This is a genomic window from Bradyrhizobium sp. CSA112 (assembly GCF_029051645.1).
In the GTDB taxonomy this organism is placed as follows: Bacteria; Pseudomonadota; Alphaproteobacteria; order Rhizobiales; family Xanthobacteraceae; genus Bradyrhizobium.
In genome coordinates this window covers 62,837-89,543 of sequence record NZ_JAACFS010000027.1, presented here as the reverse complement: position 1 = coordinate 89,543, position 26,707 = coordinate 62,837, and the positions used below count along the sequence as shown (strand labels likewise).

The following is a 26,707-nucleotide window of genomic DNA, read 5'->3' as shown; positions in this document are numbered from 1 at the left end:
ATTGCGAAGAAATGACCCGCGCGGCTAACGCCGCGCGGGTCGAACGCGAGACTAGAGCGTATCGCCACCATCGTGCAGATCGTGACCTGCAGACTGAATGGTAATGCTGTTGAACTGGATGTTCGCACCCTGCGTGATGTTCTGGTCGAATGCAGACTGGTTGATAACCGCATCGGCGCTGGAAGAAACGTTCGCACGCGCGCCAATATCGTTCTCGTCGACGCTGGACCCGCCGGCGTCCTCGATCTTGGCTTCCATATCGAAGCCTGCGCCCGGATATCCGCCGCCGCCGCCACCATTGTAGGTGGCTTGCGAGTTGTTGACGTCGTAATCGACCAGGTTGTTGACCTGATCAATATTGAACTGGTTGCCGTTGTTCATCGTCTGATTCACGACATCAGGCATGACAACAGAACCCCACGTGTCGAAGTTGTGGAGAGCGATGACCGGGGTGCTCAGCCCTTCTGTGTCAACATCGACATCCACATCGACATCGACATCCACCTTGCTCTCGACGGTGTTTTCGATCTTGTTTTCGATGTCGTTGTCGATCTTGTTTTCGACGTCGTTATCGAGATCGTTATCTACCTCGTTGTCGAGCTTGTTTTCGACCTCGTTCTCGTTCTTGTTCTCGTTCTCATTCTTGTTGTCGTTGTCATTGTCATTGTCATTCTCGTTGTCGTTCTCGTTGTCGCTCTTGGACTCGAGCGACTGTACCGCGACCTGGAATTGGCCCTGGCCTTGACCCTGGCCCTGCAATTGAGCCTGGAGATTGGCCTGCGCCTGCAACTGGTCTTGCTTCTGGTCCTGATCTTGTTCCTGGTCGTTGGGATCATAAAGAGGCATGACGAGCTCCTGTGGTTTGGAGCATCGCGGGCTGAACGGAGAGCGCTGATCTTCTAAGTCTGCGGTCTTCGAAGCGCGGCGGTGCTCTTTAACGTCGGTTTCTTCCGACTGCCGGCACTCGCGTTATTGCGAACGACGGCACGGTCAGAATGCCGCCACATCTTCGACAACAACATGCACGCATTCGATCCTTCGTTGTATCTTGCGATATCAACAATCGGCACGATTGGCGTTCAGAACGAGTCAGACTTTTGGATGAATAGCGGCGCGACGACGCATGGTCGTTCGTTATCGCCGACCTGTTTCAAGCCGCGTCGCGCGGCACGCTCTGGGACTTCACGCTGTGAACATGCGCTTCAAGGCGCGGCAGCAGATCCCAGATATCGCGGTTGATCTTCGTCATTTCGTGGGTCGTCCGCACCATCTCCTGCAGACGGCTTTCGTCCAGCGCCTTGATCTCTCCGAACCTCAGGCTCGCCCTTGTTTCCATCAATCGCATCGACTGCGTGTGGGTGATGGCGCCCGCGGAATCAAAAATGAACATGCAATGATTCAATTCATTGCGAACCTTGGTGGATTCCGAGAAACGTTCGATGAGCGCTGTCAGATTTTTCGACAGAGCCTTGTCGGTAATCCTGATCTTGGCCAGTCGCTGGATCAGATCGAGTCTCGCGCGGGTGGTGTTCAATGTCGCGAACACGACTGCGGCAGAAGCCTCGTCGGTCCGCAACAGAATCATCAGCACGTAGATGAAAAGGCTTTCGTTATTCGACCAACTGCAGATCAGGTTTCCCATCAAAGCGAGGACGAACGTACGGCGATCCGCCGACGCGGGCGCCGCGGCGGCGAGCATGTCAAAATCCGGCTTTGGCGGCAGCTTGCTGACAAACATGGCCATGTCTCCGAAAGATCAGGCCTATCATCATTTGATCGTAAAGGGCTTCGTCGCCAAAGAAGTATATATCGAAAGATATAATAACGAAGGTTGGAGGAACTCCTTTATGCAATCAACGCATGAAATTCTCCGCAGCACTCGCTGGAAAAATGTCGCATTCTTGCTGCTATCCTGCTGCTATCCTATTGCAGTTCCCATTTTTTTGACAACTTCCTGTCACACATCCCTATCTTGGCATTTCGTTCCAACGAGTGTAAACTTTTCTGCACAATTAAGATACTACGTGATCTATTTCATAGCGACCTTTGGGGTCTCGGAAGAAACCTGTCGATATCATAGGATGTAACATTAAGGGGCGCGTTATGTCGGTCCCACCCAAGAAGACCGTTTTTATTGTAGATTCGATGGCCTTTAGGCGAGCCCGCGCGGAGAGCTTCTTAAGTCCGTGGGCCAGGGATGAAAACGTCGAGCTGATTTCGCTCGATCCTGACGAAGCGCACGCGAAGCTTGCCGAACGCGCCGAATGCGACATGCTGATTTACAGCGTCGGCGCGCCCTCTCCCTACGAGGTCTTCACCGAGATACAGGTGTTGCATACGCTTCGCCGGGACGCCGCGCTCGCCATCGTCTCCGACGATGAACATCCCGCCACCGTCCTCGCCGCGATGCGTTGCGGGGCCCAGGGTTACTTCAGCAACTCCATGGCGCCCGAGCTCGCGCTGCAGGCCCTTTCGTTCGTCCTCCATGGCGGTACCTATTTTCCGCCGACCGCCGTCCTGGCCAGCCAGTCCCTCAGTTCGCCGCCCATCGAATACAGACTGCCTGATCTTTCCCAGGAGCAATCACTCCCGCCCCCCGAGCAACAGATGCAGGCGCCGCCCCTCGGACCGGACGACGGCCTATACGAGCAACAAGTCTTCCTTTTCGACGGCAAGGCGGCGAGCGACCGCGGCGTCAGCCGCGGCTCTAACGGGTCTTCCCATGGGTCTAATGGCTCCAACGGCGCGCGGCATGCACCCGAGTTTACCGAACGGCAGTACGCCGTTCTCGCGTGCCTTTGCCAGGGCGACCCCAACAAGGTGATCGGTCGCAAGCTCGGCATGACCGAAACGACAGTCAAGGTTCATGTCCGCGAGATCATGCGCAAGTTGGGCGTCTGCAACCGCACGCAAGTCGCCATCGCCGCCCGCGGCGTTGTCCCGGACGGCCTGGCTGAGATGGTTACCCAGGATTCGGTCGCGGCGGTCAAATCATCCATGCCTCATTGATGATGAACCGTGGTGGCGATGAATTTTGCCGCGACGTGCCCGCGTGGCGCGCTCCACCAGATATCTGATAGTGTGCGCCACTCTCGAACCAGTTTGAGATCGCGCCAGGCATCGACCTCCACGATTCTGGGACGGCAGCCGCTGTCAGCAACAAGCAGGCCAGCGTGTGGTCAGCCTTTGAGCGCCGTGACAACTACCTCAATCAAGGCGCCGCCGCCGAGATCGGCCACATCGACCGTTGCTCGCGCCGGCAGGTGGTTGCCGAAAAATTCGAGCCAAGCCGCATCCATCTCCTTTTTCTTGGACAGATCAGTCACGAAGATCGAGGCGCTGACGACGCGGGTTGCATCCGTGCCCGCCTCTTTCAAATAGCCGGCAATCTTGCCGAGGATGTTGCGAGTCTGCTCGCCCATCGAGGCGCTGGTGTCGTCGGCGATCGTGCCGCCGACGAACACAAACCCATTGGCTTCAACTGCGCGGTGCATGATCGGCGTACGGATGCTGCGGATGATGTTCATGATGTCCTCATCTAGGGTTCTAGGGTGTGGAACGATGAAAGCGGTCGATGCTGAGATCGCCGATCCGTGTCTGGGTGCCGCCGTTGGCGATCAACTCCGTCATCACGGCGCCCGCGCCGGGGCCGAGCTGGAAGCCATGCAGCGAAAAGCCGAATTGGTGATAGAGCCCCGAGTGGCGCGCGCTCGGGCCGAGCACGGGCAGTTCGTCGCGCGTCCGCGCCTCGATGCCGGCCCAGGCGCGGACAATGGTGGCGCTGCGCATCACGGGGAATAGCTCGAACACGGTGCGTGCGCTGATGGCGAGGCCGCGCCAGTCCAGCACCGTTTCATTTCGATCCTGGTCCGGCGTTGCCAGATGCCCCCCGCCGATCAGCACGGTGCCGTCGGCGAACTGTTTGAAGGAGAGTTTGCGGCCACGCAGGATGACCACCGGATCGATGAAATGCGGCACGCGGGAGGTGATCATCAGCATCGGCGCCACGGTCTCAACCGGCACCGGCTCGCCGAGCGCCGCGGCGATGCCGCCGGCCCATGCCCCGGCGGCATTGACGAGCACCGGCCCAGCATAGCTATCGGCGCCGACATCCACCCGCCACAACCCATCTTCTTTTCGAATGTTGGTCGCTGCCACGCCTTCACAGACGGTTGCGCCGAGCGCGGCAGCCTTGCGGCGGAACGCGGTGGTAGTTCTGGCTGGATCGGCCGCGCCATCGCGCCGCGACACCACACCGCCAGGGCAGCTCTCGGCCACCGCCGGCACCAGCCGCCGCAGCTCCGGCCCGTCGATCAGCTCCTCATGGGTGAAGCCGAGCGCGTTCAGCTCGGCGACGCGCGCGCGACAGGCATCGAATTCGGCGTCGTTCTCGGCGACCAGCACCTGGCCGTGGCTTTCGAAGCCGCAGGTGTCGTCGACCAGCTCTTCAATCCGCTCCCAAATTCCCATCGAGCGGATCGAGAGCGGGATTTCCGCGACATGCCGTGCGAGTTGACGAACGCCACCGGCGTTCACCCCCGAGGCGTGGCGGCCGGCATAGTCCTTCTCGATCAGCACCGGCTTCATGCCCGCGAGGCACATGTGAAGCGCGGTCGAGCATCCGTGGATGCCGCCACCGACAATGATGGCATCCGCGAGCTTCGTCATCCGCGCACCACCGCCTGGACGTCGGCTTCTGTCTTCGGCATCGCCGCCAGCTCCGCGAGCGTGATCGGCTTCACCGGTGCGCGCAGCCGATAATAGCCGATCTCCTGCGGATTCTTGCCACGGGCCTGCGCCATCAGTTCAGTGACGGTCAGGCCGCAGAGCCGGCCCTGGCAGGGACCCATGCCGCTGCGGCGATAGGCCTTGAGCTGGTTGGGACCGGTCGCACCGATCGCGACGGCGTCGAGAATGTCCTTGGCCGTGACCTCCTCGCAGCGGCAGACGATGGTATCGCCTGAGGGGATCCGGAACTGCCGGGCGGGGCGGAACAGCGTGTCGAGGAAGGCACGGCCGCGCTCGGCCTGCGCCAGCGATGCTCTGAAGGTTGCCATCGGTGCAAGCGTCGCAGCCGCCGCAGGTGCCAGCGCCTCGACCGCAGCGCGCGCCGCGATACGGCCGCGAACAAGGGCAGCTTCGGCGCCGCCGATCCCGGCCCCATCGCCGGCGATCGCGATGCCCTCGACCGACGTGCTGCCGTTGTGATCAAGAGCCGGCGACCAGCAGAGCTGCAGGTCGTCCCAGCGATGCTCGACCCCGGCCGCCATCGCGAGATTGACGTTGGGCACCACACCCTGGTGCAGCAGCAGCAACTCGGCTGGAATTGTCTCGCGTCGGCTGCCGGCCGCATAGGTCACGGTTGCAAGCCGGCCGTCGCCAGCGGCAGAAAGTTCGCTCACTCCGGTCACCACCGGCACTTTCGCCCGCACTTCCCGCATCATGGCAAGGCCCTTTGCGAAATAGGGCGAGGTCATGAAGGCGAAGGCGTGGGGCAGCGCGGCAAAATAGTTTCGACGCTCGGTCGTATCGAGGATGCGGTCGATGCGGCCACCAAGGCGCAGGATCTGCGCCGCGAGCAACCAAAGCAGCGGTCCCTGGCCGGCGATCACCGTCTGCCCATCCGGCACGAGCCCTGAGGACTTCAGCATCGTCTGCGCGGCGCCTGCGGTCATCACCCCAGGAAGTGTCCAACCGGGAATCGGAAACGGCCGCTCCAGCGCGCCTGTTGCCAGGATCACGCGGCGCGCCTTGACGAGGGACGACGCGCCGTCGATTGACACGCCGACCTCGAGGTGGCGGTCAAGGCTCCAGACCGTCGCACGCTGGATGATTTCGGCCCCGCTCGTGCGCACCGCGCGAACGAGCTCCGCGCCCGCCCAATAGTCGGAGCCGAGGCGGTCGCGTTCCGTTACCGGGGTCGAGGCGATGGCGCGCCAGACCTGACCGCCGGGGCCGGCATTCTCGTCGAGCAGCAGCGTCGACAGGTCAGCTTCGGCCGCGGTCGCTGCGGCGGCGAGCCCGGCGGGCCCTGCCCCGATGACCACGACGTCGTAGCTATCGCGCTTGGGGGCCACGTTCATCGGCCGATCTCCCTTTTGCCCTTTTGGATCTCGATCTGCATGCCCTCGGCGACGGGCACCAGGCAGCCCTGGCGATTGCCGATGCCGTCGATGGTGACGAGGCAATCGAAACACACGCCCATCATGCAATAGGGCAAGCGCGGCGCGCCGCTCACCGCGGTTGCGCGGCGCACGTCACGGCCGGAGGCGAGCAGCGCAGCGGAAACCGTATCGCCCTCGCGCGCGGCGACGGCGGCCCCGTCCACGACGATGTGCACCGGTCTTCTGCTGTCCTGGTCGAATCGTTTGAACATTGGATGCCTCTTCGCCCCTTCTCTCGCGTTGGAGTCGTCTCATGTCAGTAGTAGCCGCTGCCTGTCGCAGCATGGTTGGTGTCAAAGCGGCGAGCCGAGAACGCGCCGACAAGTTCCGGTTCAAGCGCGCCAGCCGCCACCATCCGGGCAATCTCGAAGGCGTGATTGGAGGCGAGCGTCACACCGGAATGACAGCAGGTGACGAAGGCGCCGGGCGCACTCTCCGACTGATCGTAGATCGGGAAGCCGTCCTGCGGCATCACGCGGATGCCGGACCAGGTGCGCACGACGTTCAGGCGGGCCAGATGAGGAAACATGCGCTGCGCGCGATCCGCCATCACGGCGCTCACCGAATGGTTCAGCGTGCGATCGTCAAGTTGATCTTCCTTGCTGTCTCCGATCATCACCGTGCCCTCGTCGGTCTGGCGAATAGTGGTCAGCGGATGCGGCAGGAACGGCATGGTGCGCTCGGTCACCACGATCTGGCCGCGCGTCGGGCCCATCGGCGCCGACAAGCCAACCATCGGTGCGAGCGACTGGTTGGCGTTGCCGGCGGAGAGCACAACCTTGCCGGCGCGGATCTCGCCCTGCGGCGTCGACAGCCGGAATTCGCCGCCGCTCCGGGCGATCACGGAGACCGGCCGCTCGGGAAAATAGTCGACGCCGAACAGTTTCAGCCCGGTGTGGAAGGCGCGGAAGGTGCGCAGCGAATTCACGTGCCCGTCCAGCGGACAGAAGCTGCCGCCGGAGACCTCTGGACCAATCAGCGGCAGCATCTTTCGGACCTCCGACGCCGACAGCATCTCCATCTTGTAATCTGCCGCGCCCACCTGGTTGTGCATGCGTGTGACAAGTTGAGCGCGCTGCGCAAACTCGTCCTCGCCGAGAGTCAGGTGGAAACCGCCGTTCTGCTGCAGGGCGACGTCGAGCCCGGTCTGATCTTTCAATTCGACGGCGAGCTTGCCCCAGGTTTCGGACGCCCGCACCGTCCAGCCGGTATAGGCCGACATGCCAAGCCCCTTGCTCTGCACCCAGACCAGCGCGAAATTTGCCCGCGAGGCGCGCTTGGCGATATCGCCCTCGTCGAGAACAACGGCATTCTTGCCGAGCCGGCCAAGACCCCAGGCAATAGCGGAGCCGAGCAGGCCGCCGCCCACGACTGCGACGTCATATTCCTTTGACATGGGTTTTCCTTGGGTTCTCCTAGCGCCCCGGGTCGCTCTTGCCGGCAAGCACGCGGTCGAGCCCGTAGAAGCGGTCGAGCAGGATAAGGGCGGTCATGGTGATCGCGATCACGCTGGCCGAGACGGAGGTCACCAGCGGATCGATGTTGTCCTGGATGTAAAGGAACATGCGAACGGGCAGCGTCTCGGTGCCGGGCGTGGCCAGGAAGACGGTCATGGTCAGATCGTCAAAGGATTGAATGAAGGCCAGCGCCCAGCCGCTGATGACGCCTGGCAGGATCAGAGGCAAGGTTACGCGGCGGAACAATGTCCAACCGCCGGCGCCGAGCGAGACTGCTGCCATCTCGATAGATCGATCCATGCCGGTTGCCGCTGCCAGTGTCAGCCGCAGCGCGAACGGGAACACCACGACGACATGCGCGATGAGCAGGCCTGCGAAACTGCCGCCCATGCCGATCGCCGTGAAGAAGCGCAGGAAGGCGATGCCGAGCACGACATGCGGGATCATCAGCGGCGACAGGAACAACGCTGCGATGGCGTCGCGGCCTCGGAAACTATAGCGGGCGATCGCAAGCGCGGCCGGCACCGCGAACAGGAGTGCCACCAACGAGGACAGCGCACCTAAGCCGAGGCTCACCCAGAAGGCATGGACGAACTCGGGATAGCTCGCGATCTTCCTGAACCAGCGTAGTGAGAAACTGGTCGTTGGCAGCGACAGGTAGCCCTCCGGCGTGAAAGCGACAAGGCAGACCACCACGATCGGCGCCAGCATGACGACGACGAAGATCGTATGGAAGATGAGCGCGAGCGGGCCGTTCGTCCTCATCGGAACACCTCGGCATAGCGTCGCTCGATCAGCGCGTTGCTGCCGACCACGATCAGCACAAGCGCCACCAGGAGCAGTACCGCTACGGCTGCGCCGAGCGGCCAGTCCAGGGTGTTGAGAAACTCGTCATAGGCGAGCGTCGCCGCGACCTTGAGCCGGCGGCCGCCGATGATGGCGGGCGTCGCAAAAGCGCTGGCGGACAGCGAGAAGACGATGATCGCGCCCGATAGCACGCCCGGCATGATCTGCGGCAGGACGATGCGGCGGATGATCGTGAAGGAGCCGGCGCCGAGCGAGAGGGCGGCATTCTCAATCTGCGGGTCGAGGCGCTGCAGCGCGGTCCAGACCGACAGTACCATGAACGGCATCATCACGTGCGCGAGTGCGATGACCATGCCGGTCTCGGTGAACATGAACGGCAGCGGCGAACCGATCAGCCCAAGCGACATCAGAAACTTGTTGACGAGGCCATTATTGCCGCCGAACAAGAGCGCCCAGCCGAGCGTGCGCGCCACTACAGAGATCAGCAACGGGCCAAGGATCACGAGCAGGAAGAAGCTCTTCCAGCGTCCGCTCATGCGGTTGAGGATGTAGGCCTCCGGCGCACCGAACATGGCAGTTATCAGCGTCGTCAGCAGCGCGATGCGGAAGGTCCGCCAGAACATCTCGGCATAATAGGGATCGGTCGCGATCTCGCGCCAGTTCTTCAGGATGAAGATCGGCTCGATGCCTTTGTATTGCCCCCAGTCGTGGAACGAGAGCATCACCGTCATGGCGAGCGGGATCACCAGGACACCGACGAACAGCATCAGCGCCGGCGCGGTCAGCGCCCACGGCGCGCGCCCGTCACGCGTGTCCGCCGTCGCCGCAATATTCGCGGGAGCAGTGTCGACGGCTGCGCTCATGCGGTACCTCCAGCGCCACGCAAGCTCATGTCTTCCGGCCGCCAGGCTAGCCGAACAGCCTCGCCCTCCGCCGGCTGCGGCTGGCCGTCATTTTGACGGATCACGATCACTGAGCCGCATTCGCTCTCGCACTGGAACAGCCAGTGATTGCCCTGGAAGATACGGGTGACGATCTTTGCCGCGATCCCCGCATCGCCGAAGCCGATCCGCTCGGGGCGGATGCTGACCGTCACCGGACCCGCGACGCCAGCCGGTGCCGGCGCGCTCCAGGAGCCGGCGGTCAGCCGCCGTGGCGTAGCGGTAAGGTCAATCGTCGCGGCGAAATCATTCGTCTTGCCGAGGAACTGGGACACAAAGGCGGAAGCCGGCCGCTCGTAGGTCTCCTGCGGTGTGCCGATCTGTTCAATGCGGCCCTGGTTCATCACCACGATCCGGTCGGACAGCGACATCGCCTCGTTCTGGTCGTGGGTGACCAGGATCGTGGTGGTGCCGAGATTTCGCTGGATCTGACGCAACTCGATCTGCATGTCCTCGCGCAGCTTGGCGTCCAGATTTGATAGCGGCTCGTCGAGGAGCAGCACACTCGGCCGGATTACGAGCGCACGGGCAAGCGCCACACGCTGCTGCTGACCACCCGACATCCGCCGCGGATATCGCTCCTCATAGCCGGCGAGTCCGACCATCTCGAGCGCGGCGCGGACGCGCTCGCGGCACTCGGCGCGCGGCACACGCCGCATCTCGAGGCCAAAGGCGATGTTCTCGGCCGCCGTCATATGCGGGAACAGCGCATAGCTCTGAAATACGACGCCGAGCCCGCGCTTGGCCGGCTGCACCGCGGTCAGGTCGCGTCCCTCCAGCCGGATCGCGCCGCGCGAGGGATCGAGAAAGCCCGCGATCATCTGCAGCGTCGTGGTCTTTCCGCAGCCCGACGGACCGAGGAAGGACACGAACTCGCCCTTGCCAACCGTGAGACTGAAATCATTGACGACAGTCTGCGGGCCGAACTGTTTTGCGACTCGGTCGAGTTCAAGAAAGGACATGCATGCTTCCAGGTGCTGCTGTGGCAGATGGTGGGCCCGCGGCGTTGCGCAGAGCTATCGCCGAATCCTGTCTGCCGGTGCCGAGCCCGGGCTCAGCGCTCGACCTCGCGATTCCACCGCTTGGTCCATTCCTCGCGCTTGTCGTTGATGATCGCCCAGTCAGGCGTATAGAGCTTTGCGGCGCGCTCGCCGATCGGCGCCATCTTGCCGAGTTCCGGCGGCACCACGACCGACTTCAGCACCGGGCCGTAGCCGTAATCCTTCAGCAACACGAGCTGTGTTTTCGGCTCGAGCAGCATCTTGATGAATGCCGAGGCGAGCGGTGACGCGTTGGGCTTGGTGATCGGACAGGCGGTCGTCAGCAGCGTGGCCGCGCCTTCCTTCGGATAGACGAAGTCGACGGGGAAGCCGGTATTGGCGAAGCTCTGGACCCGGCCCGTACCCCACACGGCCAGCACGGCCTGGCCGGACTGGAACAGCTCGGTCATCTTGCCTGGCGAAGGCTCATAGGCCAGCACATTGGAATTGATGTCACTCTTGATAGTCTTGAAGCCGGTGTCGACATTGGCTTCGCTGCCGCCGTTCATCCTGGCAAGCATCAACAACGTGTGCAGACCATACGTGTTGTTGATCGGCGGGATGACTATTTGCTTCTGGTACTTCGGATCCTTGAGATCGTTCCAGGAGGTTGGCGGCGCCCAGCCTTTCTCCGCGAAGACCTTGGTGTTGTACATCAAGCCGGTTGCGACCAGACCAATGCCGACCGCGCGATCGTCCTTGAAACGTGCGGCCTCGTAGAGATCCGCAGGAAGGCCTTCGATCTTGCCGCAGAAGCCAAGCTGAATCGCCTGATACATCGGACCGTCGTCGACGATGGCCACGTCGATCTGCTGGTTGCCCTTTTGCGCCTGCAGCTTGGCAAGCGTGTCGGTCGAATTGCCCGCGACGTATTCGACCTTGACGCCGTTGCTCTGCTCGAAGCCGGGGATGACCTCGTCGCGGATCGTCTTCTCGAAGGAGCCGCCATAGCCCGCGACATAGAGTGTCTTCTGCTGAGCCAGAACCGCCGACGGAGTTAGGGCGAGGGTCGCAATAGTCGCTGTCACAAGGCCGAGTTGCTTCATTTGGATCAATCTCCAATACCGTGCGAGGTGCACCCGGCGCGCAACCCCCATTTCGACAGGCTCGAGTCCCCTCCTTCGAACGAAGCGCATGCGTCCCGTTCGTCGGTCTCGCAGCCCGACGCAAAGTGGGGCTGCGAGAGATTTTGGGGCGACCGGGTCGCTGCCCAAAAAACTGGCTTTGTCCAGCTCTGATGAAAAAGATCGCAATCCCCGCTTTCGCCGTCCAATTAATAATGGCACCTTGTACATGCCGAAATGTTATGGACGGAGCACTGATGGCGCGTATCAATTCGCGGCAGGTCGAAGCTTTCCGCGCGATGATGCTGACAGGCAGCGTGACGGAAGCGGCAAAGCTGATGGCTGTGACGCAACCGGCCGTGAGCCGGCTGTTACGCGACCTCCAGGCGTTGCTCAAAATGGAGTTGTTCGAGCGACGCGGCAGCGGCCTTGTGCCAACAGCATCCGCAACAGCACTCTATATGGAAGTCGAGCGGTCCTTCGTCGGGCTCGAACGCATCACCGCCGCCGCCGAAGAAATCCGCAGTCGCCGGACCGGTACGCTGCGGATTGCGGCCCTGCCGGCGCTGTCCAACGGCTACCTGCCGCGATTGGCTGGCGGGTTCCTGAAGGAACGACCAAACCTCAACCTGTCATTCTTCGGCGTCATCTCCCCGATCGTGGTCGATTGGGTTTTGAACCACCAGTGCGACATCGGCTTTGCCGAGGTGCCGATCGCCCATTCCGGTCTACCGTGCGTGCGACTGCCGGCGCCCGCGCGCGTTGCGATCCTTCCCGCCGAACACCGACTCGCAGCCAAGGAAACGCTGCAGCCACGCGATTTCGAAGGAGAGACCTTCGTGTCCCTGACAGCGGGATCGACCGGCCGTCATCTGATTGACCAGGCCTTCAATCGCGACGATGTCCGCCGGGTTCTTCGGGTCGAGACCAGCCTGTCCGAAATCATGTGCGGGTTGGTGTCATCCGGACTCGGCGTGGCAATCTGCGATCCATTCACGGCGCGGGAGTTCGAAGGCCGAGGCGTCGTCGTGCGCCCTTTCCTGCCGCGGATCGATTTCGAGTTCGCTGCCGTTTTTCCGCCGCAGCGCAGTCCCTCGCCGGTGGCATTGGACCTGGTGGAAGCCATGCGGCAGGCGCTGAGCGAGGTAAACGGACACCCGTCGCGCAAAACTGACGCAGTGGACAGGCGAACGTCACTCCGGACTTAGGCGCGTGTCTTCAACGCGAAGCGAATTCGTCTAGAACCGCCCGCAGCCGGTGATGGCAGGTTGCGCCGCTCCGTCCAGCCGCGGCACGCGCATGCATTAAGTCGAGTTCGGCAAGCACGCGCGTTACCGAACGAGACGTTTCCGTTCCTCCGGAGTCAGTTGGTTGATCGCACCTTCGTCAAGATAACCCGCACCGACTACCTGCACTGGACTGTCGGGATTTTGGGAGCGCCTCTGATTACGTTCCCGCGCACGCTGTTGCTCTTGCGATGGATCTACATCCTCGCTGCCGGTTCCCCCACCAAAACCGAGCACCTCGACGATGATGATCGAAGGCTGCGCATTGCCGCTACCTTGCGATGGCGTCGCGGCTTGCTGAGCTGCAGCACCGGCCGTATTCGATGCTTCGGTGAGGCCACCGATATTCGGTGCCTGGACCTGCGGCACACCCGTTGTTGTGCCTTGCGCCGAGATGTTCGCAGCATTGACGATGTGCAGCGCGGCGATGTTGACGTCGGCGCCCGAGCGAATGCCCGCCTCGCCCGCGTCGATGGTGCCCAAGGGCGCGATGAGATCAATGCTGCCGCCCGGCACGCCCGGAATGGAGCTGCGCGAGGCGATGCCCGCACCCGAGGACGGCGCATTCGGCGATAGCGTGACATTCCCGTAATCATCGTAGACCCGCCGTGCCGGGGTATAGACGATCGTCGTCTTGGCGCCGCGGCCGGCGTTGATGTCGCCTTCCGCTGACCAGGCCAGCACGTCGCCGCCCATCGTCGTCATGATGCGCGACAGGCCGAGCAGGATCGAGCCCTTGGAGTACATCTGGATGTTGCCCGCGCCCTGGGTGACGATGCCGGCGCTCGCGGGAGGCACGACGCCTTCGAGGCCGACCACCTGCTGACCGCCCGGCGTCAACATCTGGATGTCGCCGCCGAATTCGGTGCGCACGCCGGAGCCACCGAATATGGTGATATTGCCGTCATAGGCCGGCTCGTCGGGGAACAGCGCGGCGATGGCGTCGCGGCCGCGGAGATAGGAGCCGAAGCGGCTACTCGCGGGATCGTTGTATTCGCGCCCGCCTGCCTTCAGCTCGGCGAAATAGACGCCGCGCAAGAAGATGCGCTGCTGCTCCGGCGCGAGCGTTGCGAAATAGGCGCGCCTGTCTTCATCGCTCGCCGCGTCATAGCCGAAACGCTCTTTCAACCAGGTCCTCAATTCCTGCTCGTAGGTCTTGGCGACCTTGCCCGGCTGATCGGCGAGCGGCGTGCCGGTCACCGCGAGATTGGCCGGATCGAGATAGACGTGCAGCGCCGCATAGTTCGGCCCAGCCGCACCGGCGCCGGCCTGCATCAGAATCGAGGCGCCGGGACGGCTGTCGCCCGCAGCCACAGGGCCTATGGAGACAATCGAGCCCTTGTCGCCAAGATAGAGGTTGCGCCCGGCGACGACTTCGAGCGAGCCGGGACCGGCGACCTGCACCTGCGCGTAGAGGATGTCGCGGCCGGCCTCGATGATCGAGACATCGGTCGCGTCGTTGTTCAGGATCAGGCTTGGCGTATCCTGAAGTTTCGAGTCCGAACTGCGATAGGCGTTCTTGCCGAAATTGACGATGTCGCGCCCGGCATAGATGCGGGCCGGCATGGCCGCGCGATAACGCGGCAGATATTCGCCGTTCACATATTGCGGCGTGGGATCGCCGAGCGTGAAATTGACGATGTCGCCGGTGAGCGCATAGACGCGAATGAGCTTGTCGTCGCCTTCGTGCAGATTGGTGGTGACGGTGTCCGGCTGGAACTGGAAATAGGAGCTGCTCGTTCCCGGCCGGAACGGATTGGGGATCGAGTTGGGATCCGTCAGCGCGCCCGATACAATCCAGGCCGCCGGCACGGATGCGTTAGTGCCGGCGGACCCGATGCCGAAAGCGGCCGCGTGGATCGAGTCTCCCGCCAGAAGCTCCAGATAGCCCTCGCGGGAGGGCGCGAGCTCGATCCGCGACCTACCCGCCCAGTACAGGCTGCCCTGCGCCGCGACCGCCTCGAAGATCGGCGGCAGCATGGCGCGGTTCGCGCTGGTGTCCTCGCTGGTCCAGAGCTCGTTCTGGGCGGAGGAGCCCGAAAGGTTCAGCGGCACCATGTTGCCGCCGGCGGAGAGCAGCGTGATCGCGGTGTCCGAGCGCCACAGCGAGAAGGCCGGGCCGATGACGGAGATGCCGCTGGGATAGATCATGCCCGGATCGCCAGCGCCGCCGAAGACAAGATCGCCGCGCGCCTGCAGGCTGGCCGATCCGTCGCCGATGACGACCACAGGCCCGCCGACGCCGCCATCAGTCTGCAGCATCGTCGCCCGATAGAGATCGACGGCCCGCGGATCGTTCGGTGCGCCGACGCCGTAGGCCAGCAGGGCCGAGCCGATGGCGCCGGCCTTGACGGCGATGTCGCCGCGCAGATTGGTGAAGGAGCCGTTGAGATCGTCGTTGGCAGTGGATATGGTGGACGGGTTGAGCCGGCCGCCGATATCGACGGAGAGGTCGCCGCCGCCGGTCTGCAGCAACGTGCCACCGGTCACGACGCCGTCCGGCGTCTTCGTCACGGAGGTCACGCGGCCGCTTCCGCCCACGGCGAAGACGAGGCCGGTGCTGGCCCGAGTCGTGCTGCCGGGATTGTCGATCGCGCCGAGCACGCCGGCATCGCCGCCGACGTCGACCGCCAGATTGCCGCCGCCCAGAGTGCCGAAGCCGGAGAAGCCATAGAAGATGTCGGCCCTGGGCCCGCCATAGGCCCCGAAGCGGATGCCCCAGGCCGCCGGCGTCGCGGCGTCGCCCTGGCGCACCAGCCAGTTGCCGACCGAGTAACTGTTCAGGCCCGCACCCGCAACATCGTTCAGTTGGAGAGAGCCCGTGAGATTGCGTCCGGCCGTGATGGTCAGATCGCCGGCACCTTCAGTGAAATAGCCGCTCTGCGAGGTGACGCCGGAATAGGCGCCGCCGGCATCGATCTGGGTGCCGGCGGTGTAGATGCCGAAGGAGGTGTCCTGCGTGAGATCACGCCCGGCGATAAGATCGAGATCGCCGGTGCCGGTACGGATCACGCTCGGCAGAACGTTGCCGGCCGCGTTGATGAGGGAGTTGGAGAGCAGCATGTTGCCGCCCACCCCGATCACTGAGAGCGATTGCACCGCGCTTGTGTCCGCGCTGGCGCTGTCGGCGCCGCTGACGAGGCGGATCGACCAGGACTGGCTGCCCGGCGCCAGCATCGGCGCTCGCGCATGATTGGTGATGGGCAACACCGCGATGAGCTTCATTCCCGCAGGCAGGAGGGTATCGACCGGCAGCGTCTGGCCGGCCTGCAGCGTGACCTTGTCGCCACCCATGACGGCGGCGAGGTTTATATTCTTCGGAATGACCGTGCCGACCCCGATCGTATGCGTGCCTACAGTGGTGGCGTTCGTTCGCGGAAGCGTGGTTCCGGCGCCGTAGACCGTATTGATCGGAAGGATAAAGTTGGTGGAATTACCATTGAGAAAACCGATATTGATTTTGGTCCCGACCGGCAGGATGGTGCCCGCCGGTATGAAGTCACCCACGCGGTATGTCGTCGTTCCGCCCGGACCCGGCACCACGACGGTGCGGTCCGGAACCGATGTGGGAAGCTGCAGGTTGGCGACAAGCTTGATCGACCCGGTCAACGTCCAGGTGCCGTCGGGCACCATATCGGCGCGAACGGTCAGGCCCGCACCCGTGTACTCGAACGGGATCGCGACACCGCCGCGCTGAACGGAATTGCCCGTTCCTGCGATGAAGTCGAAGGTCACCGTCTCCGTGAGCGGAATGGTCGATGCGCCGGAGGTGATGGCCTCGGTCAGCGTCCGGGGGCTGGTCAGCGTCTCGTTGATATTCTTTATGTCGTTCGGATTCGCGACCGGATTGCCGAAGCCGTCCGTGATGCTGCCGTTCACGGTGAGGTTGCCGGGCGCGCGGATGACGAGCGAGCCCGATTCCGTGGCGCTGTAGGTCTCGTCCGATGTGCGCAGGCTCGCAAGATCAAGATTGCCCTTGACCGTGAGGTTGCCGTTCGACGACGAACGGCCGTCGATCTCGACGCCCGGCCGCAGATGATAGGCGTCACCGTAAGCCGACAGGCCGGCGGTGCGGGCGGCGAGACCGGAATTGGCCAGCGCCGCGTTGATGAACTGAGCGTTGCGCGCACCGATCTGATTGAGGCCGACCACCCCGTCCGCACCCACCGGGTTCGAGCTACCGTTGTCTTGCACGATGCTGCCGTCGGCGTCGGTCGGCGAATAGCTCCAGAAGGCGTTCAGCGCGATCTCCGCCGTGCCTTGGATGTTCAGCGGACTTGCGGCATCGATCTGCGCGTCTCCGCCTGTCTCGCTCGTGCGGCGGGCATTGAGCACGATCTTGCCGCGAGCCGCGCCGTCCGGCGACCTCAGATCCAAAGTCGCGCCTTCGTTGAGCCGCAGCCACCCCGTCGTCGCGGTCAGCTCGATGCGACCGCGGTTCTTCGCCTCGATGGCGACGCCGTCGCTGTCGGTCTGCAGCTCGGTGCCATGCACGTCGAGCACGGCAGTGGACGCGAGCGTCAGACCGTTCTTGGCCGAGAGCCGGATGGAGCCCGGTGCGGCGCCGCTGGCGTCGATCCGGCCGTTGACGGTCAGGCTGCCATTATCCACCGAAATGACAACATTGCGCGCCTTTACCTCATTGCCGATGGCGAGATCGCCCTGCTTGAAGGCGAATTCGCGCGTCTGGAAGAACCCGCCGGCGTTCAGGGCGGTGTTGATACGGGCGAAGTTTTCGCTCTGGGTGCCTGTCGGGCCGACGAAGTGCGCGCCGAGCTTGAATGAGCCGCTCTCGTATCCTGTGGTTGACGAGCCCTTGAAGATGCCGTCGAGGGAGGACAGCGGCGTGCCGTCCTGATTGACGAAGACGATGCCGCCACCGGTGGCTCCGTCTGTGGCCGACAGCGTGATCGAGCCGGCATGGTTGTTCACCGCGGAAACATCGAACGTCGCGCCATTATGGACGACGATGCTGCTATGCGCGCTTTCCAGGATGACGTCGCCGCCCCACGAATATTTGGTCACGTCCTTGAAGGGGATGGCGCGGCCGGCCAAATCGATGCGCGCCCCGTCACCCATCTCAATGGTCTGGTCCGCAGTCACCTTTAACTTGCCGGAGGGCAACCCGACCGCCGTGTCGAGTAGGACCGAACCCTGGACGGAGGCGAGATTGATGGTGGCGCCGAGCGTGTCAACCGAAGCGATGCCGGCGGGCGCGCCCTGCGGCGCGACGACGCGTAGCGCGCCGCCGGCATAGATCGACAGCGTCGATGCGCTATCGGCGGTGAGCAATGGCGTGACGAGGTTCAGCGTGGCCTGCTCACCCCTGTAGGTGGCGGCATCGAAGGACGATGTCGGATTCGCCCCGGTTTGCCAAACCGCGAACGTGTTGATGTTGTTCGACGTGATGCGCTGCGAGGCGTTGAGATTGACGGTCTCGAAGCCGAGCATAAGCCGGTTGAACTGGACCGTGTTGAGCGGCCGCGCGTGCTCAAGATAGCCGAAGGCGATCTCGCGCGCGTCGACATTGAATACGCCATGGCCGGTGCCCGGCCCGTTGGCGATGATCGCGCCGGGCGCGGCGGGAGAATAGATCGGCTGGCCCGTCCCGGTCGAGCCCGTCCGCAGCGAACGGCTCGACCAGACCAGCCGGTCGGTGGTCAGCGTGACGCTGTCATTGGCGCTGCCGTGGCCGTAGATCGCGGGCGTGCTCAGCACGAAACTTTCGAGGACCGACTTGCCGTTCTCATCGAGCGTGGAGAGGTTCACGGAACCATAGAAATTGACCGAGTTTCCAGCCGCCAGAATGAGATTCTTCATGCCCGGCGCGCCGGTTGCCGGATCGCCCTGCACCAGCCTGTCGAGCAGCGCCTGGTCGAGCGACAGCCCGCCCGGCAGGATGCCGGCGGCCGCCGCGGCCGCAAGCTGCTCCGCCGTGCCGATATTGATGTAAGGCAGCGCCAGTTCGAGGTCGCGCGTGCCGAAACGGGCGCCGTCTTGCATGACGACCCCCTGCCCGGCGGTGAAGGCGATCGAGCCTTCGCTGTAGAGTGAGGAGCCGTCCTCGAGCGTGATCCTCGACGTCGTGTTGAGCCGATACGGTTCGAGAGAGATCGAGCCGTTAGAGACCACGAGCAGCGCCGGCGCGCTGAACAGAATGCCGGTGGCGACCGTGTCCGGCGCCGTCAAGCCATGGCCGAGCGTATTGACCGACGCACCGGACTTCACCGTGATGCCGCCGTCCTGAGCGGCAAGGATGACCTGCGAACCCGTCAGCACAACCCCGCTTTCCAGGGTAAGCGAGCGGACAAGGCCATCGTTGAGAGTGAGTTCGAAGACAGGACTTCCGGCGCTATACTTGGTCCCAGGCGCGGAGCCGACATAGAGGTTGGGCGCCCCGACATCGGCGATTTCGGAGGCGGCAATTGTCGTGACGCTGCTGCTGCGGACCGTCGTGCTGCCCGCTCCGGTGATCACCATGTCGGTGTCGTATGAACGTTTGGCGCCGCCGCCGCCGGAGACCCCCAGGGTGCCGCCATACCCGCCCTTGCCAGGTGTGAAATCGGCGAAGCCGTCGAAGATGAGCGCCGATTCCACGCGCGGCGCGCTGCCCGCATCCAATGTCGAAAGATTGAAGGTCAGGAACTTGCCGTCGACCGCCATCAACGGGCGGGCCACGCCGAAGGTCGCCGCCTGCGCGAGCTGGAAAGCCTCGTAGCCCTGCTCGTTGTATTGCGAATAAGTGCGCAAAGTCGCGCCGGGCGTGACGATGGCGCGGGTCAGCAGCGCGTCGCTGATCGAAGTGTTGGCGACGCCGCGCGTCGCGCTCGTCATATAGGAACCGTTCGGCATCGACTGAGCTGCGGCAAATCCTGTCGTCCCGCGCGCGCCGAGCTCGATACGATAGCCGCCGGGCAACAGCGCGTAGTTTGCCGGCAGCAGCGTGTAGGTGCCAGCCGGCAGGCCCGGCACGCCGGCCGGGATCGTGATCTGCTCGCCGATGCCCGGCGCCGCGCCGGTCCAGGCCGTCGAATAGCCGCCGGCAGGCGGCGCGATGCCGGCGCCCGGCACGATGGCGTAGACGGGGTTCCCGGACTTGCTGAAGCTATAGCCGGGATTGGCGTCGGCGAGCGCGTTGACCAGCGCGTCGACCGAGCCGCCGCGGCCGGAGACGAAGGCCGCGCCCGCCAGCGTGCCGCCGCCGGAGAGGTCGAGCACCGAGCCCGTATGACTCACCACATTGGTGCCCGTTACGGTGATGCCGAGGCGTCCGCTGCGGCTGTTGTTGAGAATATTGCCGTCCGCATCCTTTACGATCGTTCCGGTGAGCAGGTCGTAAGGCACCGGCTCGCTGCCATCGACGGTGAAGCTGACGCCGTCCACAGTACCGCCATAGGGTATGACCAGCCCCTTGGCGCTGACCGAGGTCAGGCTGCCCGGCAGGAATTCGACGAGACCTCGCGTCACCGTCTGGGTGTCATCTGCGGCAAGCGAGATCGCGCCGAGCGGGGCGAGCAGATTGCCGCCCTGCCGGATCGTCCCGGCCGTCAGGTTGAGCGAGCCGAAGACGGAATATGGCGCCGCGACTGGCGCATCGTCGTGGCGTCCGATCGTGATCGTGCTGGTATTCACGGCGCCGGAGACAAACGGCGGCGCGCCGTTCACATCGATCGCGGCGCCGGCATAGAGTTGGACCTTGGCACCCGTCGTGGGATAGATGCGCCGCGCGATCAGATCGAGATCTCCGGTCACGCCGAGTGCCGTCGTATCACCGGCCGCACCGCTGGTCGGCGTCCGGTTATAGGCCAGGAAGCGCAGATCGGTGTCGCTGTCGAGCGTGAGCTTTGCGACATGCGCGTTCATGCGGTTGACGATATCAATCAGCCCGCCATGAACGGTCAGTGTCCCCGTCGTTGGATAGACCGGCAGGATCGAGGGAAGCACGCTGAACTGTCCAGCCTGCCGCAGGAACTGTCCGTCCAGCATGACATATGGCGCGGACACCGTCGCGTTGGCACCCTCGACGGAATTGTAAAGGCCCGACGTGCGCAGCGCGATGCTGCGGCCGGCAGTGAGATTCACGTCACCTTCGAACACGATGGCCGTGCGTGCGAACAGTGAGAGATTGTCGAAGCCGCCTTCCGCGACCTGTTCGTCACTCAGGCTCGCATAACCGGGCCTGAGGCCGTCATGGGCCGCGCCAGCCTTGAGACCGGCCGGCAATGCGCTCGGCTGCCTTGTCTGGGAGATACGCAGCGCCCGGCCCGCCTGCAGGCGCGAAGGCACGATGTCGCCCGGCGCATAGCCGTAGATCGGCGCTTCGAAATTGATCGTCAGCGTACCGCCCGAGGCGCCGGCACCACCGGCATGGGCAAGCAGCGTGCCATCATTGTAGATGCCCTGATAGGAATCCAGGACGATGCTACCGCCATTGCTGGCGACTGTGCGGCGCACGGACGTGCTCTGCCCGGCCGCACCGAAGGAGATGACGTCGAGCGGCGCGCTGGCGCCCGAGACGTCGATCACCGCGCCCTCGCGCACCACGACATAGGCGTCGGAGGAAAGATAGGCATTGGCGTCCGCCGTGTCCTCTCCACCGAGGCTGCCGAGAACGACCTTGCCGCCGTCCGGCACCACGCCATAGAGCTGCCCCCGGATATCGACCGCGGTGACCGCCCGCGCCGAGGCGTCGAGCCGTGCATGCTCGCCGATCCAGACCGAAAGCCCGCCGACGTCCTTATTGCTGAACCAGTTGGTATTCAGGACGGTGATCTCGCCGCCATGGGCGGTGATCGTGCCGTCGATGGTGATCTGCCCGCCGCTGGCGATGCTGACCTTTCGGCCGGGATCGACGGTGATCGACGCGCCCTCCGCGATCGTCACGCCTCCGCCCGAGAGCGCGCTGGCGTTCATGCCCACACTGCTGCCCGACAGCAATTCAAGATTGACCCCACCGCGCTGGGTGAGCGTCCCGTTGACGGGATCCGGCGTGTAGATCTCGGGCAGCCAGAGGCTGAACACGTTGCTGCCGTTCGGTGTGCCGTAGGCGTCGGCGGTAAACCGATAGACCGGCATCACCGGCGCAACCGCGGCGCCCGACGCCACGAGCAAGCCGCGCTGCCCGTTGATTGAGTATTTGGAGAATCCGCGGCTCAGAAGATCATTGGCGACATGAAGCGTCGCTAGCGGCTCGATCCGGGCTTCCGCCGGCAGAAGCGTTCCGGCCCGGATCATCGTGCCGGCCGCGATGGTCACGTCCACCGGCGCAGGCGTCCCCGGCATGTAGGTCATGACTTGCGGCGTGGTCAGCCTCAGCCCCGTTGGAAAGGCGTTGGCGGGCAGCACATAGCCGCCGGGCAGGACAGGTGTTTGCGTGCTATATCCACGCACCGTCGAGCCGGCAGGGATGACGGTGCCGGGCGGCGCCGCTACCACGGCCGACGTTCCGGGCCTTACGTACGCGATGCTGACTGCACCGGCGGGCACCACCCACTCAGCAGCGACCGTTGTCGTGATAAAGGGCACGTCGGTGGGCAGAGTCGCGCCCACCGCGATCGTGGTGACGGTCTGGTTGTAGGTAGCAGGAAGCGGCGTCCCCGCCGGAATGAACAAGGCTTCTGTCAACGTCACGTCCGCCGGCGTGACGCTGCCGGCGGGCAATGTGTCGCCGATCTCATAGCTCGCATCGCCGATCACAACGAGGCTTGCGGTGGAGAGAGACAGCGCGCCGCCGCCTTCGACGCCGTAGCCGGCGATTGCCCCGTTCAGCGTCAGGTTGCCGCGACCACCGTTGAATCCGGCAAGCAGGGACAGGTCTCCGCCCTTGCCACCACGTGTTTTGCCGCCGGCAAGAATGGCACCGCCGGAGAAGGTGTCGATCCGCGATCCGGCCTCCAGCGTCACATTGCCGGTCGATCGCAGCACGACATCGCCACCGTCAACGAAGGCGAGGCCGCGCATATTGCTCCGATCGAGGAGCGCATTGGTCCACACGCCGCTTGTATCGATCGTGGCGCCGCTGCGCAGCATCACGCTCGCCAAGCCGTCCTTCGACAGGTCGGTCGTCCGCGTGAAGACCAACGCTCCTTGAAGCTCGCGCGTCGTCAATTGATTGCTCGCCGTGACCGAGCCGCTAGGGGCCGTCACGTTGGCTTTAATGTCGATGACGGGCGCGACGAGCTCGAGCGCGCCCCCTTCCGCAAGGGTCAGGTCATTGTTAATCGCGATCGTGTCGTGCGTGGCGAGCGTCAGCCCGCCGAGTTTCTGCTCGTTGAGATGAGATGCATCGAGCCAGAGCGTGCCGGTTCGGGCCGAGGGTACGATCGCGGACGCATCGAGACTTTCGGTGATATTGGCCACATCGCCGATTCGCACGTCGCTCGTATAGGCCCCGATCCGTCCAAGCGCGCCATATTGCCCGAGTGCCAGCGTTCCGGCTTGGGCAACGGTGTTCTGGCCGACCTTATAACCGTCATAGATGCCGGTAGGGGGCGCATCGACTTGGCGCTCGCCCTGGATGACGTCGGCGACAATACTGCCCTCGAAGATAGCGGTCGGCGTGGAGAGGATTAGAGAGCCGGCGTCACGGCCGACCACGTAGCCCGGCTCCCAGCGGGTGCTGACAGAACCCCGCCCAAACGGGCTCATCCAGACCTCGGTGATGCCCCAGCGCTCGCTCTTGCGCACAAACCCTTGCCCGAGCCCGTAAAAGGTCATGTCTGCGCGAGCGTTGTTGATGTTGTAGGTCCGCCCGTCCTCGCCGAGGAAGTTAGATGTGCGGATATAGCCGCCTTCGTAGCGGATCGAACCGCCGGATATGTCGAACACCGATCCCGCCTGCGCAATCACCTCCGGCGCCGATAGCGTGATCGTACCGCCCACCGCGGTCCATTCACCGATCTTGTGCGCGGTATTGGCGAGATAGCCGCCAACTTCGAGCAGCCCGCCGGGCGTGTAATAGCGGTCGCCGTCATACCCACCGGTGCCTGATGGCACGAAAATGAGATCGCGCAGATCGACCCAGACATCTGCGTTCTTCAGGTAATTAGTGTCCCGGTTCTGTGGCGAATCGCGCAGTTCGTTGCCCTGGATATTGACCAGGATGTTGTTAGCCGACATCGCCAGCACGACGTCGCGCACGCCCGACACATCGATGGTCGATCCGCTCTCGGTGAAGATGCGCCCGCCAGCCGACACCGCAACCTGACCGCCCTGCGCGGTGGTGAGCGAACCGGTCTCCGACGTCGCACCACCCTTGAAGATCACATTGCCGCCGGTGACTATCTCGATGCGCGATTGGTCGAGCCGGTCGGCCAAGAGCGACAGATTGTTGAAGGGGCCACCCGCCGCCGCGGCGCGCTGCAGGTTGGCTTCTTGAGAAGCTTCGATCAGCGCATCGCGCTGGGAGTTGAGCGCGGTCTCCTCGCTCTCGAATTCGGGGATGATGATGGTGACACTATTGGCACCGAGCGTGACGCTGCCAAGCGTATCGGTCCCCGAATTGAGAAGATGAATCGTCCCGCGCGTGTTGACGGACGTGGAAGCGACGAGCACGCCACTCTGCTCGATCGTTCTTCCGGCCAAGGTAATATCGCCCTGCGCGCTGAAGATGATACCGTCGTTGCTGACAAGCCCGGCGAAGCTCCCAGCATTGAACAACGGTGCGATCTCGTTGCCGCGGGTAGTAGAAGAAATGTTCTGTTCGGTGCCGTAGCCGCGTCGCAATACGAAGTCGTCGCCGGCCGCAAGCTGAGTCTGGCCATTCGGAGTCGTGATTGAGCCGGCATTGATCACCTCACCGCCGATCAGCAGGACGAGGCCGCCACCCGATGTCACCGACGCCGGCGCGTGCGTTGCGATCTGTGCACCCGCCTCGACCTTGACGACACCGCCGCCAGTGCCGTTGCCGAGGAGCGCCGCCGCATCGGTGAAGCTCGGCGTCCATGTCGCGCCGCTCTGCGTCGAATAGATTCCGCTCAAAAATTGTTCGTTCGAGATTTTCGCGGTCGAGGCGATCAGCGCACCGACATTCACCTGCGACGCACCGCCGAAGATGATGCCGTTCTGGTTGATGACATAGACCGAACCGTCGGCCTTGATGTTGCCGAGAATCTGGCTCGGCTTTGCATCCGTGCCGAGCACGCGGTTCAACGCCACCCAGCCGCGATTGCCCTGCTGGTCGAAACGCAGATCCGTCTTGCCACCGATATTGAAGGTGTCCCAGGTGAGGATCGCCTTCTGCTGCTTCTGCTCGACGGTAACCTTAACCCGATCGCCGTCGGTGAACTCGGTCGGCAGGTTCGCACCCTGCCACAGGTTCGTATTGACGCTTCCATCTGAACCAATCACCCCGGCGCCGATCCGCAAGCCACCAGGCCGCAAACCATTCGGCACGATATTGGGCATCGCATTCAGTGCCGCTCGCGCGGCAACGCGTGCCGCCTGCTGCGCCTGGATCGCAAGTGTCGCGCGCTTCAGTGAATTGCTTGCTGCCCTTGCCGCTTCCTGTGAACCCGATTGCGCCGCTGCGATTGCCGCCGCGGATGGTGTCGGCGTCGATCCGCCTAATGGACGTGCCACGGCCGCCGGATTCACCAGGAACAGAGCCGCCGCACTGACGCCAACAAGCAAGGCTGCGTGACGGGCGTTGCGACTAGTGGAATTGATGCGAGCGGTAGCAATGCGGACGGACATAGTTCACCCGTGAACGGTTAGTGAAATAATCGTCGGAAAGGCGTCGATCGAACGACTAGGAAGCCTGTATCCAGAATCCGCAATCGCCACTGACGGCCTGAAAGCCGCCAAAGCATCGCCTGTCGCGAATTCGCGAATACATCCACGCCTCGTCCCTTCGTTGTTGCCCCTAAGACCGATTAAGGAGCCGAAGGACTGAACCGCGTCACAAAAAATTCATGAGAAATGGGGCAACCGGTAGGTCTCGCGCTCCAAGGCCGTGTTCAGGAGAGGACCACAACCCCGCCGGGAAGCAACGTTATCTGCGCGCCATAGGCCTCGCGGACCAAGACGATCAGTTCGTCAATCTGGTCAAGCGGAATCCGTGCCTCGACGAGACGGCGGCCGAGCGCTTCGTTCATCAGGATGATGCGTCCCGATCTGTACCGGTTGACCTCATACACGACCTGTGACAGGGGCATTTGTCGAAACACGAGTTGTCCTTCGCGCCACGCCATCACCACGGTTGGATCGACGGTAGCCGCGGCATCCAGCACACCGTTCGCATAGGAGATTTGATGCCCTTCGCGCAGGGTGACGGATTGTCCCGAATAGTCGATACCGACCGAACCACGATAACAGGTCACGATTGCCCGCGGTCCGTCACACCGAAGATTGTACTGAGCGTCGGTCGCGTGAATCTGTCCGCCCGCGGCAGCGATGGTGAGTGGCACGGGAAGTTTCTGTGCTGTCGCGATCGCAGCCTCTCCCGAGACGAGTTCCAGTCGCTCTTCGTTGCCTTCCTGACGGACGTTGAGACTGCTTCGCGTGTTCAGATCGATCGAGACTCCGTTCGCAACCGATATCCGCCGCCGTTCCCCGGTTTTCGTGCGGTAGTCGGCGGCAAGTTCATAAGCCGACAGCCACAGATCCAGCGGGGGGCGCACCGCCAGGTAACCGACGGCGGCGATCGATGCCGCTGCGGCTCCGCCCAGGAACGTACGTCTTCCGACGAACGGTCGATTGGAATTGGCATGGCCCGAGACGTCCGCGTTCGGCAAGCGATGCGCCACCGGACCCAGATTCTCCCACAGCAAATTGGCTTCGGCGAAGGCTTCTGCGTGTGCTCTACTTTGGGCACACCAACGCTTGAGCGCCTGCGCGTCGGCAGGCGTGGCCCTGCCCGAAGTCAGCCGGATCAGCCATTCCTGTGCTTCGCGCTCAAGCATCTTGCGATCGGCATTCATGGTCGGCCCGTCCTCGCTCATCCCACCCC

Annotated in this window: 15 protein-coding genes; 2 read left to right on the top strand and 13 right to left on the bottom strand. The window is 63.6% G+C overall.

Annotated elements, in window-relative coordinates:
• Positions 1–51: 51 nt before the first annotated feature.
• Together GWE18_RS30765 and GWE18_RS30760 are read right to left on the bottom strand one after the other, a co-directional pair.
• The gene (locus GWE18_RS30765; protein WP_275189477.1) at positions 52–789 is read right to left on the bottom strand and encodes a hypothetical protein; all 738 of its coding nucleotides are present in this window, start codon (positions 787–789) and stop codon (positions 52–54) included.
• A gap of 361 nt (positions 790–1,150) precedes the next feature.
• Positions 1,151–1,738 (bottom strand): hypothetical protein, encoded by a 588-nt coding sequence (locus GWE18_RS30760; RefSeq protein WP_275189476.1) that lies wholly within the window; start codon positions 1,736–1,738, stop codon positions 1,151–1,153.
• Between the two features lie 365 nt (positions 1,739–2,103).
• Here GWE18_RS30760 and GWE18_RS30755 point away from each other — a divergent pair, with 365 nt between their 5' ends.
• Complete coding sequence (locus GWE18_RS30755) at positions 2,104–3,009, top strand: response regulator transcription factor (protein WP_275189475.1); 906 nt, start codon at positions 2,104–2,106, stop codon at positions 3,007–3,009.
• 170 nt (positions 3,010–3,179) lie between these two features.
• Here GWE18_RS30755 and GWE18_RS30750 read toward each other — a convergent pair whose 3' ends face one another.
• The 9 genes from GWE18_RS30750 to GWE18_RS30710 all read right to left on the bottom strand — a co-directional run bounded on the left by GWE18_RS30750 (position 3,180) and on the right by GWE18_RS30710 (position 11,455).
• Positions 3,180–3,527 (bottom strand): RidA family protein, encoded by a 348-nt coding sequence (locus GWE18_RS30750; RefSeq protein ID WP_275189474.1) that lies wholly within the window; start codon positions 3,525–3,527, stop codon positions 3,180–3,182.
• A gap of 19 nt (positions 3,528–3,546) precedes the next feature.
• A complete protein-coding gene (locus GWE18_RS30745) occupies positions 3,547–4,668 on the bottom strand; it encodes an FAD-dependent oxidoreductase (RefSeq protein WP_275189473.1) in 1,122 nt (373 codons plus the stop codon).
• Positions 4,665–6,083, bottom strand: coding sequence for an NAD(P)/FAD-dependent oxidoreductase (locus GWE18_RS30740; protein WP_275189472.1), 1,419 nt, complete (start codon positions 6,081–6,083; stop codon positions 4,665–4,667). Before GWE18_RS30740 ends, GWE18_RS30745 begins: the two co-directional genes overlap by 4 nt.
• Complete coding sequence (locus GWE18_RS30735) at positions 6,080–6,376, bottom strand: (2Fe-2S)-binding protein (RefSeq protein ID WP_275189471.1); 297 nt, start codon at positions 6,374–6,376, stop codon at positions 6,080–6,082. Before GWE18_RS30735 ends, GWE18_RS30740 begins: the two co-directional genes overlap by 4 nt.
• Before the next feature lie 44 nt (positions 6,377–6,420).
• A complete protein-coding gene (locus tag GWE18_RS30730; protein WP_275189470.1) occupies positions 6,421–7,560 on the bottom strand; it encodes an FAD-dependent oxidoreductase in 1,140 nt (379 codons plus the stop codon).
• 19 nt (positions 7,561–7,579) lie between these two features.
• Positions 7,580–8,386, bottom strand: coding sequence for an ABC transporter permease (locus tag GWE18_RS30725; RefSeq protein ID WP_275189469.1), 807 nt, complete (start codon positions 8,384–8,386; stop codon positions 7,580–7,582).
• Complete coding sequence (locus tag GWE18_RS30720) at positions 8,383–9,258, bottom strand: ABC transporter permease (protein ID WP_275189492.1); 876 nt, start codon at positions 9,256–9,258, stop codon at positions 8,383–8,385. Before GWE18_RS30720 ends, GWE18_RS30725 begins: the two co-directional genes overlap by 4 nt.
• Positions 9,259–9,287: 29 nt before the next feature.
• On the bottom strand, positions 9,288–10,331 hold the full coding sequence (locus tag GWE18_RS30715) for an ABC transporter ATP-binding protein (RefSeq protein WP_275189468.1): 1,044 nt from the start codon (positions 10,329–10,331) through the stop codon (positions 9,288–9,290).
• Between the two features lie 92 nt (positions 10,332–10,423).
• Positions 10,424–11,455, bottom strand: a complete 1,032-nt coding sequence (locus GWE18_RS30710) for an ABC transporter substrate-binding protein (protein WP_275189467.1) — start codon at positions 11,453–11,455, stop codon at positions 10,424–10,426.
• A gap of 275 nt (positions 11,456–11,730) precedes the next feature.
• Between GWE18_RS30710 and GWE18_RS30705 the strand changes: the two genes are divergently transcribed.
• Positions 11,731–12,681: a LysR substrate-binding domain-containing protein gene (locus tag GWE18_RS30705; RefSeq protein ID WP_275189466.1), complete on the top strand. Its 951-nt coding sequence runs from the start codon at positions 11,731–11,733 to the stop codon at positions 12,679–12,681.
• A 123-nt stretch (positions 12,682–12,804) separates the two neighbouring features.
• Here the strand turns inward: GWE18_RS30705 and GWE18_RS30700 are convergent, their stop codons facing one another.
• The gene (locus tag GWE18_RS30700; protein WP_275189465.1) at positions 12,805–25,338 is read right to left on the bottom strand and encodes a filamentous haemagglutinin family protein; all 12,534 of its coding nucleotides are present in this window, start codon (positions 25,336–25,338) and stop codon (positions 12,805–12,807) included.
• 377 nt (positions 25,339–25,715) lie between these two features.
• Entirely contained in the window at positions 25,716–26,699 is a 984-nt protein-coding gene (locus GWE18_RS30695) for a FecR domain-containing protein (RefSeq protein WP_275189464.1), read from the bottom strand.
• Between the last annotated feature and the right edge of the window lie 8 nt (positions 26,700–26,707).

Coding starts and splice junctions, on each gene's coding strand:
- GWE18_RS30760 (WP_275189476.1), bottom strand. CDS start 1,738: ATGTTTGTCAGCAAGCTGCCGCCAAAGCCGGATTTTGACATGCTCGCC.
- GWE18_RS30755 (WP_275189475.1), top strand. CDS start 2,104: ATGTCGGTCCCACCCAAGAAGACCGTTTTTATTGTAGATTCGATGGCC.
- GWE18_RS30750 (WP_275189474.1), bottom strand. CDS start 3,527: ATGAACATCATCCGCAGCATCCGTACGCCGATCATGCACCGCGCAGTT.
- GWE18_RS30745 (WP_275189473.1), bottom strand. CDS start 4,668: ATGACGAAGCTCGCGGATGCCATCATTGTCGGTGGCGGCATCCACGGA.
- GWE18_RS30740 (WP_275189472.1), bottom strand. CDS start 6,083: ATGAACGTGGCCCCCAAGCGCGATAGCTACGACGTCGTGGTCATCGGG.
- GWE18_RS30735 (WP_275189471.1), bottom strand. CDS start 6,376: ATGTTCAAACGATTCGACCAGGACAGCAGAAGACCGGTGCACATCGTC.
- GWE18_RS30730 (WP_275189470.1), bottom strand. CDS start 7,560: ATGTCAAAGGAATATGACGTCGCAGTCGTGGGCGGCGGCCTGCTCGGC.
- GWE18_RS30725 (WP_275189469.1), bottom strand. CDS start 8,386: ATGAGGACGAACGGCCCGCTCGCGCTCATCTTCCATACGATCTTCGTC.
- GWE18_RS30715 (WP_275189468.1), bottom strand. CDS start 10,331: ATGTCCTTTCTTGAACTCGACCGAGTCGCAAAACAGTTCGGCCCGCAG.
- GWE18_RS30710 (WP_275189467.1), bottom strand. CDS start 11,455: ATGAAGCAACTCGGCCTTGTGACAGCGACTATTGCGACCCTCGCCCTA.
- GWE18_RS30705 (WP_275189466.1), top strand. CDS start 11,731: ATGGCGCGTATCAATTCGCGGCAGGTCGAAGCTTTCCGCGCGATGATG.
- GWE18_RS30695 (WP_275189464.1), bottom strand. CDS start 26,699: ATGAGCGAGGACGGGCCGACCATGAATGCCGATCGCAAGATGCTTGAG.